Source organism: Streptomyces sp. NPDC001373 (genome assembly GCF_042895815.1).
GTDB lineage: Bacteria > Actinomycetota > Actinomycetes > Streptomycetales > Streptomycetaceae > Streptomyces.
The window spans coordinates 612,661-625,171 of sequence record NZ_JBIAWQ010000001.1 but is presented as its reverse complement, the minus strand read 5'-3'; the positions used below and the strand labels follow the sequence as shown (position 1 = coordinate 625,171).

The 12,511-nt window shown below is 73.5% G+C and carries 15 protein-coding genes; 9 read left to right on the top strand and 6 right to left on the bottom strand.

The window, feature by feature from the left end:
- Positions 1-2 precede the first annotated feature (2 nt).
- Positions 3-416, top strand: coding sequence for a DivIVA domain-containing protein (locus tag ACFY15_RS02995; protein WP_390685211.1), 414 nt, complete (start codon positions 3-5; stop codon positions 414-416).
- Positions 413-991: a DNA-3-methyladenine glycosylase I gene (locus ACFY15_RS02990; RefSeq protein WP_390685212.1), complete on the top strand. Its 579-nt coding sequence runs from the start codon at positions 413-415 to the stop codon at positions 989-991. Before ACFY15_RS02995 ends, ACFY15_RS02990 begins: the two co-directional genes overlap by 4 nt.
- 15 nt (positions 992-1,006) lie before the next feature.
- Here ACFY15_RS02990 and ACFY15_RS02985 read toward each other — a convergent pair whose 3' ends face one another.
- Entirely contained in the window at positions 1,007-1,810 is an 804-nt protein-coding gene (locus tag ACFY15_RS02985; RefSeq protein WP_390685213.1) for an enoyl-CoA hydratase/isomerase family protein, read from the bottom strand.
- A 331-nt stretch (positions 1,811-2,141) separates the two neighbouring features.
- Here ACFY15_RS02985 and ACFY15_RS02980 point away from each other — a divergent pair, with 331 nt between their 5' ends.
- Positions 2,142-2,309 carry a DUF3117 domain-containing protein gene (locus tag ACFY15_RS02980; RefSeq protein WP_003966491.1) on the top strand — a complete coding sequence of 56 codons (168 nt, stop codon included), beginning with the start codon at positions 2,142-2,144 and terminating at the stop codon, positions 2,307-2,309.
- A 113-nt stretch (positions 2,310-2,422) separates the two neighbouring features.
- Here ACFY15_RS02980 and ACFY15_RS02975 read toward each other — a convergent pair whose 3' ends face one another.
- Positions 2,423-3,085 (bottom strand): class I SAM-dependent methyltransferase, encoded by a 663-nt coding sequence (locus tag ACFY15_RS02975; RefSeq protein WP_360867549.1) that lies wholly within the window; start codon positions 3,083-3,085, stop codon positions 2,423-2,425.
- A gap of 167 nt (positions 3,086-3,252) precedes the next feature.
- Here ACFY15_RS02975 and sigE point away from each other — a divergent pair, with 167 nt between their 5' ends.
- The 5 genes from sigE to ACFY15_RS02950 all read left to right on the top strand — a co-directional run bounded on the left by sigE (position 3,253) and on the right by ACFY15_RS02950 (position 7,692).
- On the top strand, positions 3,253-4,032 hold the full coding sequence (gene sigE / locus ACFY15_RS02970; protein ID WP_390685214.1) for an RNA polymerase sigma factor SigE: 780 nt from the start codon (positions 3,253-3,255) through the stop codon (positions 4,030-4,032).
- On the top strand, positions 4,029-4,691 hold the full coding sequence (locus ACFY15_RS02965) for a zf-HC2 domain-containing protein (protein ID WP_390824906.1): 663 nt from the start codon (positions 4,029-4,031) through the stop codon (positions 4,689-4,691). Before sigE ends, ACFY15_RS02965 begins: the two co-directional genes overlap by 4 nt.
- Before the next feature lie 121 nt (positions 4,692-4,812).
- A complete protein-coding gene (locus tag ACFY15_RS02960) occupies positions 4,813-6,243 on the top strand; it encodes a trypsin-like peptidase domain-containing protein (protein WP_390685216.1) in 1,431 nt (476 codons plus the stop codon).
- Between the two features lie 137 nt (positions 6,244-6,380).
- Positions 6,381-6,830, top strand: coding sequence for a sec-independent translocase (locus tag ACFY15_RS02955; protein ID WP_390685217.1), 450 nt, complete (start codon positions 6,381-6,383; stop codon positions 6,828-6,830).
- 136 nt (positions 6,831-6,966) lie between these two features.
- Positions 6,967-7,692: a hypothetical protein gene (locus ACFY15_RS02950; protein ID WP_390685218.1), complete on the top strand. Its 726-nt coding sequence runs from the start codon at positions 6,967-6,969 to the stop codon at positions 7,690-7,692.
- 82 nt (positions 7,693-7,774) lie between these two features.
- Here ACFY15_RS02950 and ACFY15_RS02945 read toward each other — a convergent pair whose 3' ends face one another.
- The 3 genes from ACFY15_RS02945 to ACFY15_RS02935 all read right to left on the bottom strand — a co-directional run bounded on the left by ACFY15_RS02945 (position 7,775) and on the right by ACFY15_RS02935 (position 10,923).
- Positions 7,775-8,935: an Mrp/NBP35 family ATP-binding protein gene (locus tag ACFY15_RS02945; RefSeq protein WP_390685219.1), complete on the bottom strand. Its 1,161-nt coding sequence runs from the start codon at positions 8,933-8,935 to the stop codon at positions 7,775-7,777.
- A gap of 43 nt (positions 8,936-8,978) precedes the next feature.
- On the bottom strand, positions 8,979-9,557 hold the full coding sequence (locus tag ACFY15_RS02940; RefSeq protein ID WP_390685502.1) for a DUF1003 domain-containing protein: 579 nt from the start codon (positions 9,555-9,557) through the stop codon (positions 8,979-8,981).
- A gap of 94 nt (positions 9,558-9,651) precedes the next feature.
- Complete coding sequence (locus ACFY15_RS02935; protein WP_042811277.1) at positions 9,652-10,923, bottom strand: magnesium transporter MgtE N-terminal domain-containing protein; 1,272 nt, start codon at positions 10,921-10,923, stop codon at positions 9,652-9,654.
- A gap of 193 nt (positions 10,924-11,116) precedes the next feature.
- Between ACFY15_RS02935 and ACFY15_RS02930 the strand changes: the two genes are divergently transcribed.
- The gene (locus ACFY15_RS02930; protein WP_390685220.1) at positions 11,117-11,983 is read left to right on the top strand and encodes a hypothetical protein; all 867 of its coding nucleotides are present in this window, start codon (positions 11,117-11,119) and stop codon (positions 11,981-11,983) included.
- A gap of 11 nt (positions 11,984-11,994) precedes the next feature.
- On the opposite strand, the gene ACFY15_RS02925 is transcribed toward ACFY15_RS02930, so the two are convergent.
- Positions 11,995-12,501, bottom strand: coding sequence for a hypothetical protein (locus ACFY15_RS02925; RefSeq protein WP_390685221.1), 507 nt, complete (start codon positions 12,499-12,501; stop codon positions 11,995-11,997).
- Positions 12,502-12,511 lie beyond the last annotated feature (10 nt).

Genomic DNA, 12,511 nt, shown 5'->3' with positions numbered 1-12,511 from the left:
TCGTGTTCTGGTTCTTGCTGATCGCGCTGGTCGTGGTCGTGGCCGCGGTCACCCTCGCGGTGGTCGGCGGAGGCGCGGAGGCCGTCCTGCCCGAGGCCGAGCCGGACCGGGTGGCCGACGCCCTGCCCGAGACCCGTCCGGTGGTGCGGGAGGACGTCGAGGCGCTGCGGCTGCCGGTCGGACCGCGCGGCTACCGGATGGCCGAGGTGGACGACGTACTGGACCGGCTCGCGGCGGAGATCGCCGAGCGGGACGCGCGGATCGCGGAGCTGACGGCGGCCCACGCCGGCGCCGCGGCGCCGGCCGCCGGGCAGGCGCAGGCCCAGGACCGGCCCTCGGACCGTCCCCAGGACCGGGCGGCGGCTCCGGCCGAGGGGGACGCCCCCGCCGTCGACCTCACGAAGGACGAGCGGTGAGCGGCGGGCTGCTGGCCGGACCGGACGGCGTCCTGCGCTGTCCGTGGGGGCTGGCCACCGATGACTACGTCGCCTACCACGACACCGAATGGGGCAAGCCGGTCCACGGCGACGACGCGCTGTACGAGCGGCTGTGCCTGGAGGCCTTCCAGTCGGGGCTGTCCTGGCTGACGATCCTGCGCCGGCGCGAGGGGTTCCGGAAGGCCTTCTCCGGCTTCAGGATCGCGGAGGTCGCGGCGTTCGGCCCGGCCGACGCCGAGCGGCTCCTCGCGGACGAGGGGATCATCCGCAACCGGGCCAAGATCGATGCCACCCTGGCCAACGCGAAGGTGCTGGCCGGGTGGGAGCCCGGGGAACTGGACGCCCTGATCTGGTCCCACGCCCCGAAACGGAAGGGCCGGGCCCCGAGGACGACCGGCGACGTGCCGGCGGTCACCCCCGAGTCCACGGCCCTGGCCAAGACCCTCAAGAAACGGGACATCCGCTTCGTCGGGCCCACCACGGCCTACGCCCTGATGCAGGCGTGCGGCCTGGTCGACGACCACCTCGCGGGCTGCGTGTCCCGCGGGAGGTGAACCTTCCGTGAACGTTCAGCGGCCCAGGTACTCCGGGGGCTGCTTGGCGAGGAAGGCCTGGACGGCGATGGAGTGGTCCTCCGAGGCGCCCGCCCGGGTCTGGAGGACGTCCTCGCGCTCCAGGGCCTCGGAGAGGGAGTGGGAGGCCCCGTACGCCAGGGACTCCTTGATCGCGGCGTAGGCCACCGTCGGACCGGCGGCGAGGGCCCGGGCCACCGCCTCGGCCTCGGCGTGCAGGTCCTCCGCCGGCACCAGGCGGTTGACGATGCCCAGCTCACGGGCCTCCTGCGCCGTGATGGAGCGGGGGAACAGCAGCAGGTCGGAGGCGCGCGAGGCGCCGATCAGGCGGGGGAGCGTCCAGGAGACGCCGGAGTCCGCGGTCAGCGCCACCCCGGCGAACGAGGTGTTGAACGAGGCGGTCTCGGAGACCACGCGGAAGTCCGCCGCCAGCGCGAAGCCGAAGCCCGCCCCGGCCGCGACGCCGTTGACCCCGGCCACCACGGGCTTGGGCATCTCCGTGAGGGCCCGCACGATCGGGTTGTAGTGCTCGGAGACGGTGTTCATGGTGAGCTGCGAACCGGTCTCGCGGTCGGCCGCCAGGTTCCCGATGTGCTCCTTGAGGTCCTGGCCCACGCAGAAGGCCCGGGTGCCGGAGGCGGTCAGCAGGACCGCCCGCACGGCCGGGTCCTCGGCCGCCGCCCGCACCGCGTCGCGCAGGGCGACCTTGGCCTCCGTGTTCATGGCGTTCATCGCGTCGGGCCGGTTGATCGTGACCTTCGCGAGTCCGTCGGTCACTTCGTAGAGCACGCTGTCGGCCATGGCGGGGGTCCCCCTTCGTCGCGGGTGTGGCTACCGGCCGGTACCGGCCGGTCCAAGGGTCAGCATGGCGGACGGGACCACCACCGGGCATGTGATGTGCGTCAAACGCGGCGGAGGCCCTCCCGGGGAGCGGCGGCGAAGTATCGCAGGCGGATCCCCGAAATGAGTGGTTTTGAGAGAGCGCGTTGCGCAAGCGTTCCCCGCCGATGTTGGTCATCGGGTCCTGACATGCGGGATAATGGCTGGGAAGCAATGTGTTCGATGCCGGGTATTAGGCGCCTGAACGGGGCCGTCGGCTGACGATGAGCTGGTTTCAGGAAGGGGAACGAGCATGGCGGCCATGAAGCCGCGGACGGGCGACGGCCCGCTCGAGGTCACCAAGGAGGGGCGAGGCATCGTCATGCGCGTACCGCTCGAAGGCGGCGGTCGGCTTGTCGTCGAGCTGACGCCGGACGAGGCGGACGCCCTGGGTGACGCCCTGAAGAAGGTCGTCGGCTGAGCCTCGGCCACTGATCTCTGCACCGCCCCTGCCGCACCCGCGGCGGGGGCGGTGTTGTTTTCGCGGCGGCCCCCGCCGCCACCCGGCCCGGCCCTGCCCCCGGACGGCCGGACCTACCTCCGGACGGCGCAGAGCAGCCCGTCGCCCACGGGCAGCAGCGCCGACTCCAGCGCCGGGCTCTCCCGCACGCTGCGCAGCAGCTCCCGCACCCGCAGCACCTCCACCGGCTGCGCGGCGGAGTCGACGGTGCGCCCGTCGGAGAAGACCCCCTCGAAGCACACCAGCCCCCCGGGCCGCAGCAGACGCAGCGACTCCGCGAGGTAGTCGAGGGACTCGGTCGGGTCCCCGTCGCAGAACACGAGGTCGTAGCCGCCGTCGGCGAGCCGCGGCAGGACGTCCAGGGCCCGCCCGGGAATGAACCGCGCCCGGTTGCCCGCGAAGCCCGCCGCGCGGAACGCCTGCCGGGCGAAGGCCTGCCGGTCCGGTTCCGGGTCCACCGTGGTCAGCACGCCGTCGGGGCGCATCCCGTGCAGCAGGTGGATGCCGGAGACCCCGGTTCCCGTGCCGATCTCGGCCACCGCCTTGGCGTCCGCGGTGGCGGCGAGCAGACGCAGCGCGGCCCCGGTGCCGGGGGAGACGGAGCGCAGGCCCGCTTCCCTGGACCGGTCGCGGGCCCATCGCAGAGCGTCGTCCTCGGCGACAAACGCGTCGGCGAACGCCCAGCTCGTCTGCCGGTTGCCGGTAATGACCCTCTCCTGTCCCCATAGTTGGCGCAACGGTGACTGTATCCGCTGACGTCGGGAACCCGCAGATGGGACCGGGCGTTGGGAGGGTGAGAGGCGGGATAGAGGGGACGCCGGCGGGCAGATCGGCGGCGCGGAACCCGAGTCCCGGGCAAAGTTACTGCAAAAATGCTTATCCGGAGCTGACGGGAGGGGTGGCTATGGTAGGGGCTCCACTGGACACCACCAGAGCCGACAGGGGAGGTGCGGCTGCGCCTGTGGATCGTGGGGGCGTACTCAGACGCCTCTTCTGGTCGGCGGGTGAGCCGAAATCCGTGACCTACACCGCTGACCGTTTCCACTCCGCCCCCACCGCGACCACCGCGACCTTTGCCGCCGATGCGGGCTCCCAGGCGTGGACCCCTCCTTCATGGGAGGAGATCGTCAGCACGCACAGCGCGCGGGTCTACCGCCTCGCCTACCGACTGACGGGCAACCAGCACGACGCCGAGGACCTCACGCAGGAGGTCTTCGTCCGCGTCTTCCGCTCGCTGTCCACGTACACGCCCGGCACCTTCGAGGGCTGGCTGCACCGCATCACCACGAACCTGTTCCTGGACATGGTCCGCCGCAAGCAGCGCATCCGCTTCGACGCGCTCGCCGACGACGCCGCCGAGCGGCTGCCGAGCCGTGAGCCCTCCCCCCAGCAGGTGCTCCACGACACCCACTTCGACGCCGACGTGCAGCAGGCGCTGGACACCCTCGCGCCCGAGTTCCGCGCCGCCGTGGTCCTCTGCGACATCGAGGGCCTGTCCTACGAGGAGATCGCCGCGACCCTCGGCGTGAAGCTCGGCACCGTCCGCAGCCGCATCCACCGCGGCCGTTCGCACCTGCGCAAGGCGCTCAAGCACCGCTCTCCCGAGGCGCGCGCCGAGCAGCGCGCCCTGGCGGGTGTGGCGGTGGGCGCCCCGGGTGCCGGGGGAGAGGGCGGAACCGAGTGAGCGGAGCCGGTCCGTCTCCCGCCGACCAGCACCTGGGCGACCGCCTCGCCGCCCTGGTGGACGGGGAGCTGAAGCACGACGCCCGCGAGCGGGTACTGGCGCACCTGGCGACCTGCGCCAAGTGCAAGGCCGAGGCCGACGCGCAGCGCCGGCTGAAGACGCTGTTCGTGGAGAGCGCTCCGCCGCCGCTGTCCGCCGGCCTCCTGGCCCGGCTGCAGGGGCTGCCGGGCGCCGGTCCCGAGGGCCCCGCGGGACCGCAGGGCGGCCCTGGCGGTCCCGGGGCGGCGCGCACCCCGGCCGCACCCGGCGCCGACCCCTTCGCCACGTTCGGGTACGCCGCGCCGGCCGCCCCCCGCGAGGGCTTCCGCATCCATGAGGTGGGGCGGTCCAGACGCCGGTTCGCCTTCGTCGCGGCCGGGGCCGTGTCGCTGGCCGCGATCGCGCTGGGCGGTGCGCTCCCGCTGGACGCCATCGAGCCGAACGCCCGCGGTGAGGCGCCCGCCTCCCGGCCCGGGCCCTCGGTGCCGCTGACCGACGCCGCCGTCCGCGACCGCCTGCCCCTGCGCGACGGGATGCGCACCCCGAGCCCGTCCGCCCCGCTGCCCACGACCTCCCCGTCGCCCCCGATATCGGCCCGGCCGGCCTCCCTCTCCCGCTGAGGGACCCGGCCCTCGGCCGGGCCGCCGGGTCCGCCCCGGGCCAGCGCGGGCGTGCGGCACCTGGTTGAATCTGCGACACACGCGCCGCCCCGCGGCGCGCCAGGCCCGCGGGGGAGCGCACATGTCCGACAGTCCCAAGAGCGACCCGGCCCCGTCCTGGTGGAGCCGGCCCGCCGACCCGGTACGACCGCACCCGGAGCCCGGCCCGGAGTCCCCCGCCGACGCCACCGCCGCCACCGCCGCTCCCGCACCGAGCGGTGCGGCTCCGGCCGTACCGCAGGGGGAGTCCGCGGGCGGCCCGGCGGATCCGATGCCCGGGGCCGTCCCGGACACCGCCGGTGGGCCGGCGCCGGACGCGTCGCACGGACCCGCCCCCGAGCCGCGGTACGACCCCTGGGCCGAGCGGCCGCTCCAACTGGCGGACGCCGAGGGCGCGCCGCGGCGGGCCGCGCCGTCGGTGTGGCAGCTGGCGGTCTTCGCGCTGGTGATCGCCCTCCTCGCGGGCGGCGTCGGCGGCTGGCTGGGCATCCTGGCCGAGCGCCGCACCGGCACCCGCCTGGAGCTCCCGCAGGCCGCCGCCGACCACAAGGGCCGGGCCCCGGACAGCGTGGCCGGCATCGCCGCCACCGCGCTGCCCGGCGTCGTCACCCTGCACGTCAGCGGGGGCGAGGGTGGCGGCACCGGAACCGGCTTCGTCCTGGACGAGCAGGGCCACATCCTGACCAACAACCACGTCGTGGCCGACGCCAAGGACATAACGGTCACCTTCAGCAGCGGCGACAGTGTCACCGCCGAGCTGGTCGGCCGCGACAGCGGCTACGACCTGGCCGTCGTGAAGGTCACCGGTGTCCGGGGCCTGCGCCCGCTGGCCCTGGGGAACTCCGAGAACGTCCGCGTCGGCGACCCCGTCGTGGCCATCGGAGCCCCCTTCAACCTCTCCAACACCGTCACCGCCGGCATCATCAGTGCCACCGGCCGCCCCATCACGGCGGGCGGCGACAAGGGCAACGGCAGCGACATCAGCTACGTCGACGCCCTCCAGACCGACGCCCCCATCAACCCCGGCAACTCCGGCGGCCCGCTCCTCGACTCCCGCGCCCACGTCATCGGCATCAACAGCGCCATCCGGGGCGCCGACAAGGGCGACGACGACGCCGACCGCACCCGCCAGAGCGGCAGCATCGGCCTCGGCTTCGCCATCCCCGTCAACCAGGGCAAGCGCGTCGCGGAAGAGCTCATCCGCACCGGCCACGCCACCCACCCCGTCATCGGGGTCACTTTGGACATGCAGTACCAGGGCGACGGAGCACGGGTCGACGCCAAGGGCGAGGACGGCAAGCCCGCCGTGGTCGCCGGCGGCCCCGGGGCCCGCGCCGGGATCCGCCCCGGCGACGTGATCACCAAGGTGGACGGGGTCCGCGTCCACGGAGGCGACGAGCTGATCATCAAGATCCGGGCCCACCGTCCCGGCGACCGCCTCTCCCTGACCGTGCTCCGCGACGGCCGCGACACCACGCTCGACGTCGTCCTCGGCTCGGCGAGCGGCTCCTGATCCCGGGCGGCCGGCGGGGGAGGACGGCCCGACGGCCGGGTGAATCCGGCGAAGGGCCCGCACCGGCGTAGGGCCGGGCCGGGAACGCCGGGTACCGTTGACCGCGCCGGATGTGGAGAGAGCCGAGGAGCGGCAAGGTGTTCAACGACATAGGCGCACTCGAGCTGGTCACCATCGTGGTGCTCGCCATCCTCATCTTCGGGCCGGACAAGCTCCCGAAGGTGATCCAGGACGTCTCGGGATTCATCCGGAAGATCCGCGCGTTCTCGGACAGCGCCAAGCAGGACATCCGCTCCGAACTGGGACCCGAGTTCAAGGACTTCGAGTTCGAGGACCTGAACCCGAAGACCTTCATCCGCAAGCAGCTGACCGAGAACGAGGACCTCCAGGAGCTGCGCAGCAGCTTCGACCTCCGCAAGGAGCTGAACGAGGTCACCGACGCGGTCAACAGCCGCGAGCCGGGCTCGGCGCCCGCCGCCTCCCCGGCGTCCGCCACGCCCGCCGCCGGTACCGGTCCCGATCTGCTGAAGAAGCCCGCCGCACCGGCCCAGGAACCGCGTACGCCCTTCGACGCCGACGCCACCTGAGCCGCGGCCTGCCCGTCGATCCCGGGCCGGCTGGCTATTCTCCATCTGTCCGGAGCCAGGACGCCCGAGGGTGGGGGTCCCCCCAGCGAAGCGAGGGGGAGGGCCGTTCCGGATCCCACGGAACGAGAGGCCGCCCATGGAGACGACGAGCACGAGCAGCAGCAGGGTGGGCGTACAGCCCGCCGAAGCCCCCGGCGCCACGGCCCCGCAGCCCGAGCCGGCCGAGCAGGCGCCGCCGCCCGCCGACGGCACCGCGCCCGTCCCGGCGGCCCGCAGGGCGGCCGAGGGGTACCTGAGGGCCGGGTTCCCCTGGTACGGGCTGGACGGGGCCTTCAGCGGCCCCCGCTGGCTCATGCAGGTCGGCACCGCCGCCGACGGCACCGTGGAGCACGGCTCCACCGGCCACGGCGACGAGCCCTCGGCCCGGGGGGAGATCGCCACCGGCGAGAAGGAGCGGTTCGCGGTGGTGGTCACCGTCGCCAGCAACCCCCTGCGCCGCAGCGGGGACGGCACCGGCGTGCTGGAGGCCACCTCGGTCTCCTCGGCCGCCTGGCTGGCCGGTTCGGGCCTGCTGGCCTACAGCTGGCCGCCCCAGATGGACCACACCCTGCGCGACGACTGGCTGGACCAGCAGACGGAGGCGGCGTGGGAGCTCGCCGACGACCTGGAGGGGCCGGACTGGTCGACGCTGTCGCTGCCGGTGGACGGGGAGCCGACGACGTTCCACTACCGTGAGTCGGAATTCGGGTGGGTGCTCGCCGGGTCCACCGGGAGCGGGGTGCACCTGGGCGCGTACGGGCGGGGGATGAGCGCGTACGGGCTGGGCTTCTCGGCCATCGCGGACCTCGCGCTGTACGAGTAGGCAGGGGTACGGGGAAGGGGCACCGCCTGGCGGCGATGCCCCTGTGCGCTGTGCGGACCCCGCGGGTGCGTGTTCCGGCGCGTCAGAACTTGTTGCGCGGCGTGATGCCCAGGGACATGCCCGAGAGGCCGCGGGCGCGCCCGCCCAGCTTGCCGGCGATCGTGCGCAGGGCCGCGCCTGCCGGGGAGTCCGGGTCCGCCAGGACGACCGGCTCGCCGTTGTCACCGCCCTCGCGCAGGCGCACGTCGATCGGGATCTGGCCCAGCACCGGCACCGTGGCGCCCGTGGTCTTCGTCAGTCCGTCCGCGACCAGCTGGCCGCCGCCGGTGCCGAAGACGTCCACCATCTCGTCGCAGTGCGGGCACGGCAGGCCCGACATGTTCTCGACGACGCCCACGATCTTCTGGTGGGTCTGCACGGCGATCGAGCCGGCCCGCTCCGCGACCTCGGCCGCGGCCTGCTGCGGGGTGGTGACGACCAGGATCTCGGCGTTCGGGACCAGCTGGGCCACCGAGATGGCGATGTCGCCCGTGCCCGGCGGGAGGTCCAGCAGCAGCACGTCCAGGTCGCCCCAGAACACGTCGGCGAGGAACTGCTGGAGCGCCCGGTGCAGCATCGGACCGCGCCACACCACCGGCGTGTTGCCCGGGGTGAACATGCCGATGGAGATGACCTTCACGCCGTTCGCCGAAGGCGGCATGATCATGTTCTCGACCTGGGTGGGCTTGCCCTCGACACCCAGCATCCGCGGCACGCTGTGGCCGTAGATGTCCGCGTCGACCACGCCGACCTTCAGGCCGTCGGCTGCCATCGCCGCCGCCAGGTTGACCGTGACGGACGACTTGCCGACACCGCCCTTGCCGGAGGCGACCGCGTACACGCGGGTCAGCGAGCCCGGCTTGGCGAAGGGCACCTCGCGCTCGGCGGTGCCGCCGCGCAGGGTGGCCGCGAGCTCCTTGCGCTGCGCGTCGCTCATCACGTCCAGGGAGACGGACACGGAGGTGACGCCGGCCACCTTCGCGACCGCGTCGGTGACGTTCTTGGTGATGGTCTCGCGCATGGGACAGCCCGACACCGTCAGGTAGACCGTGACGGCGACCGCGCCGCCGTCGCCGATCTCCACCGATTTGACCATGCCGAGCTCGGTGATCGGCCGGTGGATCTCGGGGTCGTTGACCGTCGCCAGCGCGTCCAGGATCGCGTCCTGCTCCGGCACGGCGGCGGAGGGTGTCTCGGTAGCCATGCCCCCGATGGTACGGCTCGGCAGCAGGGCTCCGGTAAGCCGATCAGCGGTCGCCTTCGTCACTTTCGGCGGGGAACAGCCGCCGCTCGTCCATCTCCTTGATCAGGTCCTGGAACTCCGAGCGGATCCAGTCGCGCGTGGCGACCTCGCCCAGGCCCATCCGCAGCGCCGCGATCTCCCGCGTCAGGTACTCGGTGTCCGCGATGGACCGCTCGTTCTGCTTGCGGTCCTGTTCGTGCGTGACCCGGTCCCGGTCGTCCTGCCGGTTCTGCGCGAGAAGGATCAGCGGGGCCGCGTACGAGGCCTGGAGGGACAGCATCAGCGTCAGGAAGATGAAGGGGTACTGGTCGAAGCGCAGGTGTTCCGGCGCGAAGATGTTCCACAGCACCCACACCACGATGACCAGGGTCATCCAGACGATGAACCGGCCCGTGCCGAGGAACCGCGCGACCCGCTCCGACAGCCGCCCGAAGGCCTCCGGGTCGTACTCGGGCAGCAGCTTGCGCCGGTCCTGGCGCGGCTGGTCCAGCCGCACCCGGGACCGCGTCAGCGCGCTGGCGCCCGAGGGCGCGCCGCCGCGCGCCCGCTCGGAGGAACGTTCCGCCGCCCGCTCGCCGCGCAGCCGTGCCGCCTCCTCCAGCCGCTCCGACAGCCCCTCGCGGGCCTGCTCGCGCCGCTCCCGCCGACGCTCGCGCGCCGCCTCGCCGCGCCCGCGTTCAGTGGCCACTGACGGCCTCCTCGGAGTGGAAGTCCGTCTCCCGCCAGTCGTCGGGCAGCAGGTGGTCCAGGACGTCGTCGACCGTCACCGCGCCCAGCAGCGAGCCGCTCTCGTCGACGACGGGCGCCGCGACCATGTTGTACGCGGCCAGGTAGCTCGTCACGACGGGCAGCGAGGCGTCCGGGGGCAGCGGCGGCAGGTCCGTGTCCACGATCGAGCTCACCAGGGTGAACGGGGGGTCCCGCAGCAGCCGCTGGAAGTGCACCGTCCCCAGGTACTTGCCCGTCGGCGTCTCGTCCGGCGGCCGGCACACGTACACCTGCGCCGCCAGCGCCGGCGACAGGTCCGACTGGCGTACGCGGGCCAACGCGTCGGCGACGGTCGCGTCGGGCCGCAGCACGATCGGCTCCGTGGTCATCAGACCGCCCGCGGTGTTCTCCTCGTACGACAGCAGGCGGCGCACGTCGGCCGCGTCGTCCGGCTGCATCAGCGTCAGCAGCCGCTCCTTGTCGTCCTCGGGCAGCTCCGAGAGCAGGTCGGCCGCGTCGTCCGGGTCCATCGCCTCCAGGACGTCGGCGGCACGCTCCTCCTTCAGCTTGCCGAGGATCTCCACCTGCTCGTCCTCGGGCAGCTCCTCCAGGACGTCCGCCAGCCGGTCGTCGTCGAGGGCGTTGGCCACCTCGGCACGCCGCTTCGGCGTCAGGTGGTGCAGGACGTTCGCCACGTCCGCCGGGCGCATCTGCTCGAAGGTGGCGACCAGGTTCTCGGCGCCCTGGCCCTCCTCCTCCAGCGAGAAGCCGGTCACCGCCGACCACTCCACGGTCAGCGTCTCGCCGCGACGGCGCAGCGCGCCCCCCTTGCCCTTGCGGACGAAGATCCGGTCGATCTCCCAGTCACGGCGGGCCGGCAGCTGCTGGATGGCCACGTCCAGGACGGTGACCTCCTCGCCGCTGGCCACCAGCGTGACCCGGCGGTCCAGCAACTCGCCGATGATCAGCCGCTCGGTCGGGCGCTGCTCGAAGCGCCGCATGTTGACGACGCCGGTGGTGATGACCTGACCGGACTCCACGCCCGTCACCCGGGTCATCGGCAGGAAGATCCGGCGCCGGCTGACCACCTCGACCACCAGGCCCAGCAGCCGGGGCGGGCGCCCGCCGACGCGCAGCATCGCGACGAGGTCGCGGACCCGGCCGACCTGGTCGCCGTTGGGGTCGAAGACGGGCACACCCGACAGATGCGAGACGAAGATCCGCGGGGCGCCTGCACCCATCCGAGCGCCTCCTAGAGCGTCGATCACCAGTCATACCGTGCCTCAGGCTAGCCCCTGCCGGGGGAAAGCGTCCTGGTGGGGCAGTCCGGCCGGGGGTCCGGCGGGCCCGGTTCCGCAGGCGGGTACGCTGCCTGCTGCTCCCCCGGCCATCTCGGGAGGTGTCCCGGCCGACCGACGACGAGAGGCAACCGACGTGACCGCCTACCCCTCCGCCGTACGGCTGCGCCGGGCCGCCCTCATCGGTGCCCTGTGCGCGGGCCTCGCCGTCACCGGGACGGGCTGCGCGGAGAAGGCGGACCCCGACAAGGGGACGAACGGGGTCGGCAAGCAGACCCCGGAGAAGATCGAGAGCCAGGCGAAGGCCGCGGCCACCGCCGCCAACTCGGTCCGCCTCTCCGGCACCCTGGTCAGCGGCGGCAAAACCTTCACCCTCGACCTGCGGCTCAAGGCGGACGGCGGCTCCGGCCAGGTGAAGTCCCAGTCGGACACCTTCCAGGTGCTGCGGGTCGGCGAGCAGCTGTACCTGAAGGCGAGCGCGGCCTTCTGGGGGAAGTCGGACTCGGCCGGCAAGCTCGGCGACAAGTACGTGAAGGTTCCCGAGAGCGACCCCACCTACAAGCAGTTCCGTGGGTTCACCGACATGCACGTGCTGCTCGACGGGCTCCTCGGCCTCCAGGGCAAGCTCACCAAGGGCGGCTACACCAGCGTCGGCCACACCAGGGCGGTGCCGGTCTCGGCCGACGCGGGCAAGGGCGGCAAGCTGACGGTGTCCCTGGAGGGGACCCCTTACCCTCTGCTGATGGAGCGTGCGGGCGGCGCGGGCCGCGTGGAGCTGTCCGAGTGGGGCAAAACCTTCCCTCTGGAGGCGCCGGCGCAGGACCAGACCGTGGACTACGGCTCCCAGCTGCCGACCACCAAGGACGGCGCGGGCACGGGAACGGGTACGGGTGCGGGCACCGGAACGGCCTCCCCGGCCCCGTCGAAGGGCGCCACCACGGGCGGCACGGGCGGCACGGGTGCCGGCTCCTCCGGCCAGGGCTCCAACCCGACCGGCGGCTGAGCGCCCGGCCGCTACTTCCGCTTCCGCTTCAGCAGCAGCTTCGGCAGCCCCGCCGGGATCGGCCTGCGGGTCGTCGCCGGGGAGCCCAGCGGCGCCGCGGCCAGCGAGCCCTCGGGCAGCCGGTCGGCCACCGACACCGGCTCCAGGCGCAGCAGCCGGCACTCGCGGGCCCAGCGCTCCGTCATCGCCTCCGAGTCGGGCGCGTTCAGCCGCTTGCCCTTGAGCTCGGCGACGGCCGTCTCCCACGGCCCGGTGCGCGGCGCGAGCTCCCGTACGGCCGCGGTCCAGGCCACGAGCCGGCCGCCCTTGTCCTTGCTGCGTACGGTCACCTCGGCGGCCGCGCCGTCGGCGAGCCCGGGGAACGGCTGCTCGCCGGGGCCGTCGCCGAGCACGTGCGCGGCGCCGTCCACCCAGGCGTGCCACAGGGCCCGGTCGGCGCCCGCACCGCGGACCCAGATCAGGCCGGACTTCTTGGAGGCCTCCTCGACGAGGGCCAGGTCGAGTGCGCTGAGAGTCATGCGCACAGCG

Bases quoted from the DNA above. Each gene is read 5' to 3' on its own strand.
- ACFY15_RS02985 (WP_390685213.1), bottom strand. From the start codon at position 1,810: ATGGCCGACAGCGTGCTCTACGAAGTGACCGACGGACTCGCGAAGGTC.
- ACFY15_RS02980 (WP_003966491.1), top strand. From the start codon at position 2,142: ATGGCGGCCATGAAGCCGCGGACGGGCGACGGCCCGCTCGAGGTCACC.
- sigE (WP_390685214.1), top strand. From the start codon at position 3,253: ATGGTAGGGGCTCCACTGGACACCACCAGAGCCGACAGGGGAGGTGCG.
- ACFY15_RS02960 (WP_390685216.1), top strand. From the start codon at position 4,813: ATGTCCGACAGTCCCAAGAGCGACCCGGCCCCGTCCTGGTGGAGCCGG.
- ACFY15_RS02950 (WP_390685218.1), top strand. From the start codon at position 6,967: ATGGAGACGACGAGCACGAGCAGCAGCAGGGTGGGCGTACAGCCCGCC.
- ACFY15_RS02945 (WP_390685219.1), bottom strand. From the start codon at position 8,935: ATGGCTACCGAGACACCCTCCGCCGCCGTGCCGGAGCAGGACGCGATC.
- ACFY15_RS02935 (WP_042811277.1), bottom strand. From the start codon at position 10,923: ATGGGTGCAGGCGCCCCGCGGATCTTCGTCTCGCATCTGTCGGGTGTG.
- ACFY15_RS02925 (WP_390685221.1), bottom strand. From the start codon at position 12,501: ATGACTCTCAGCGCACTCGACCTGGCCCTCGTCGAGGAGGCCTCCAAG.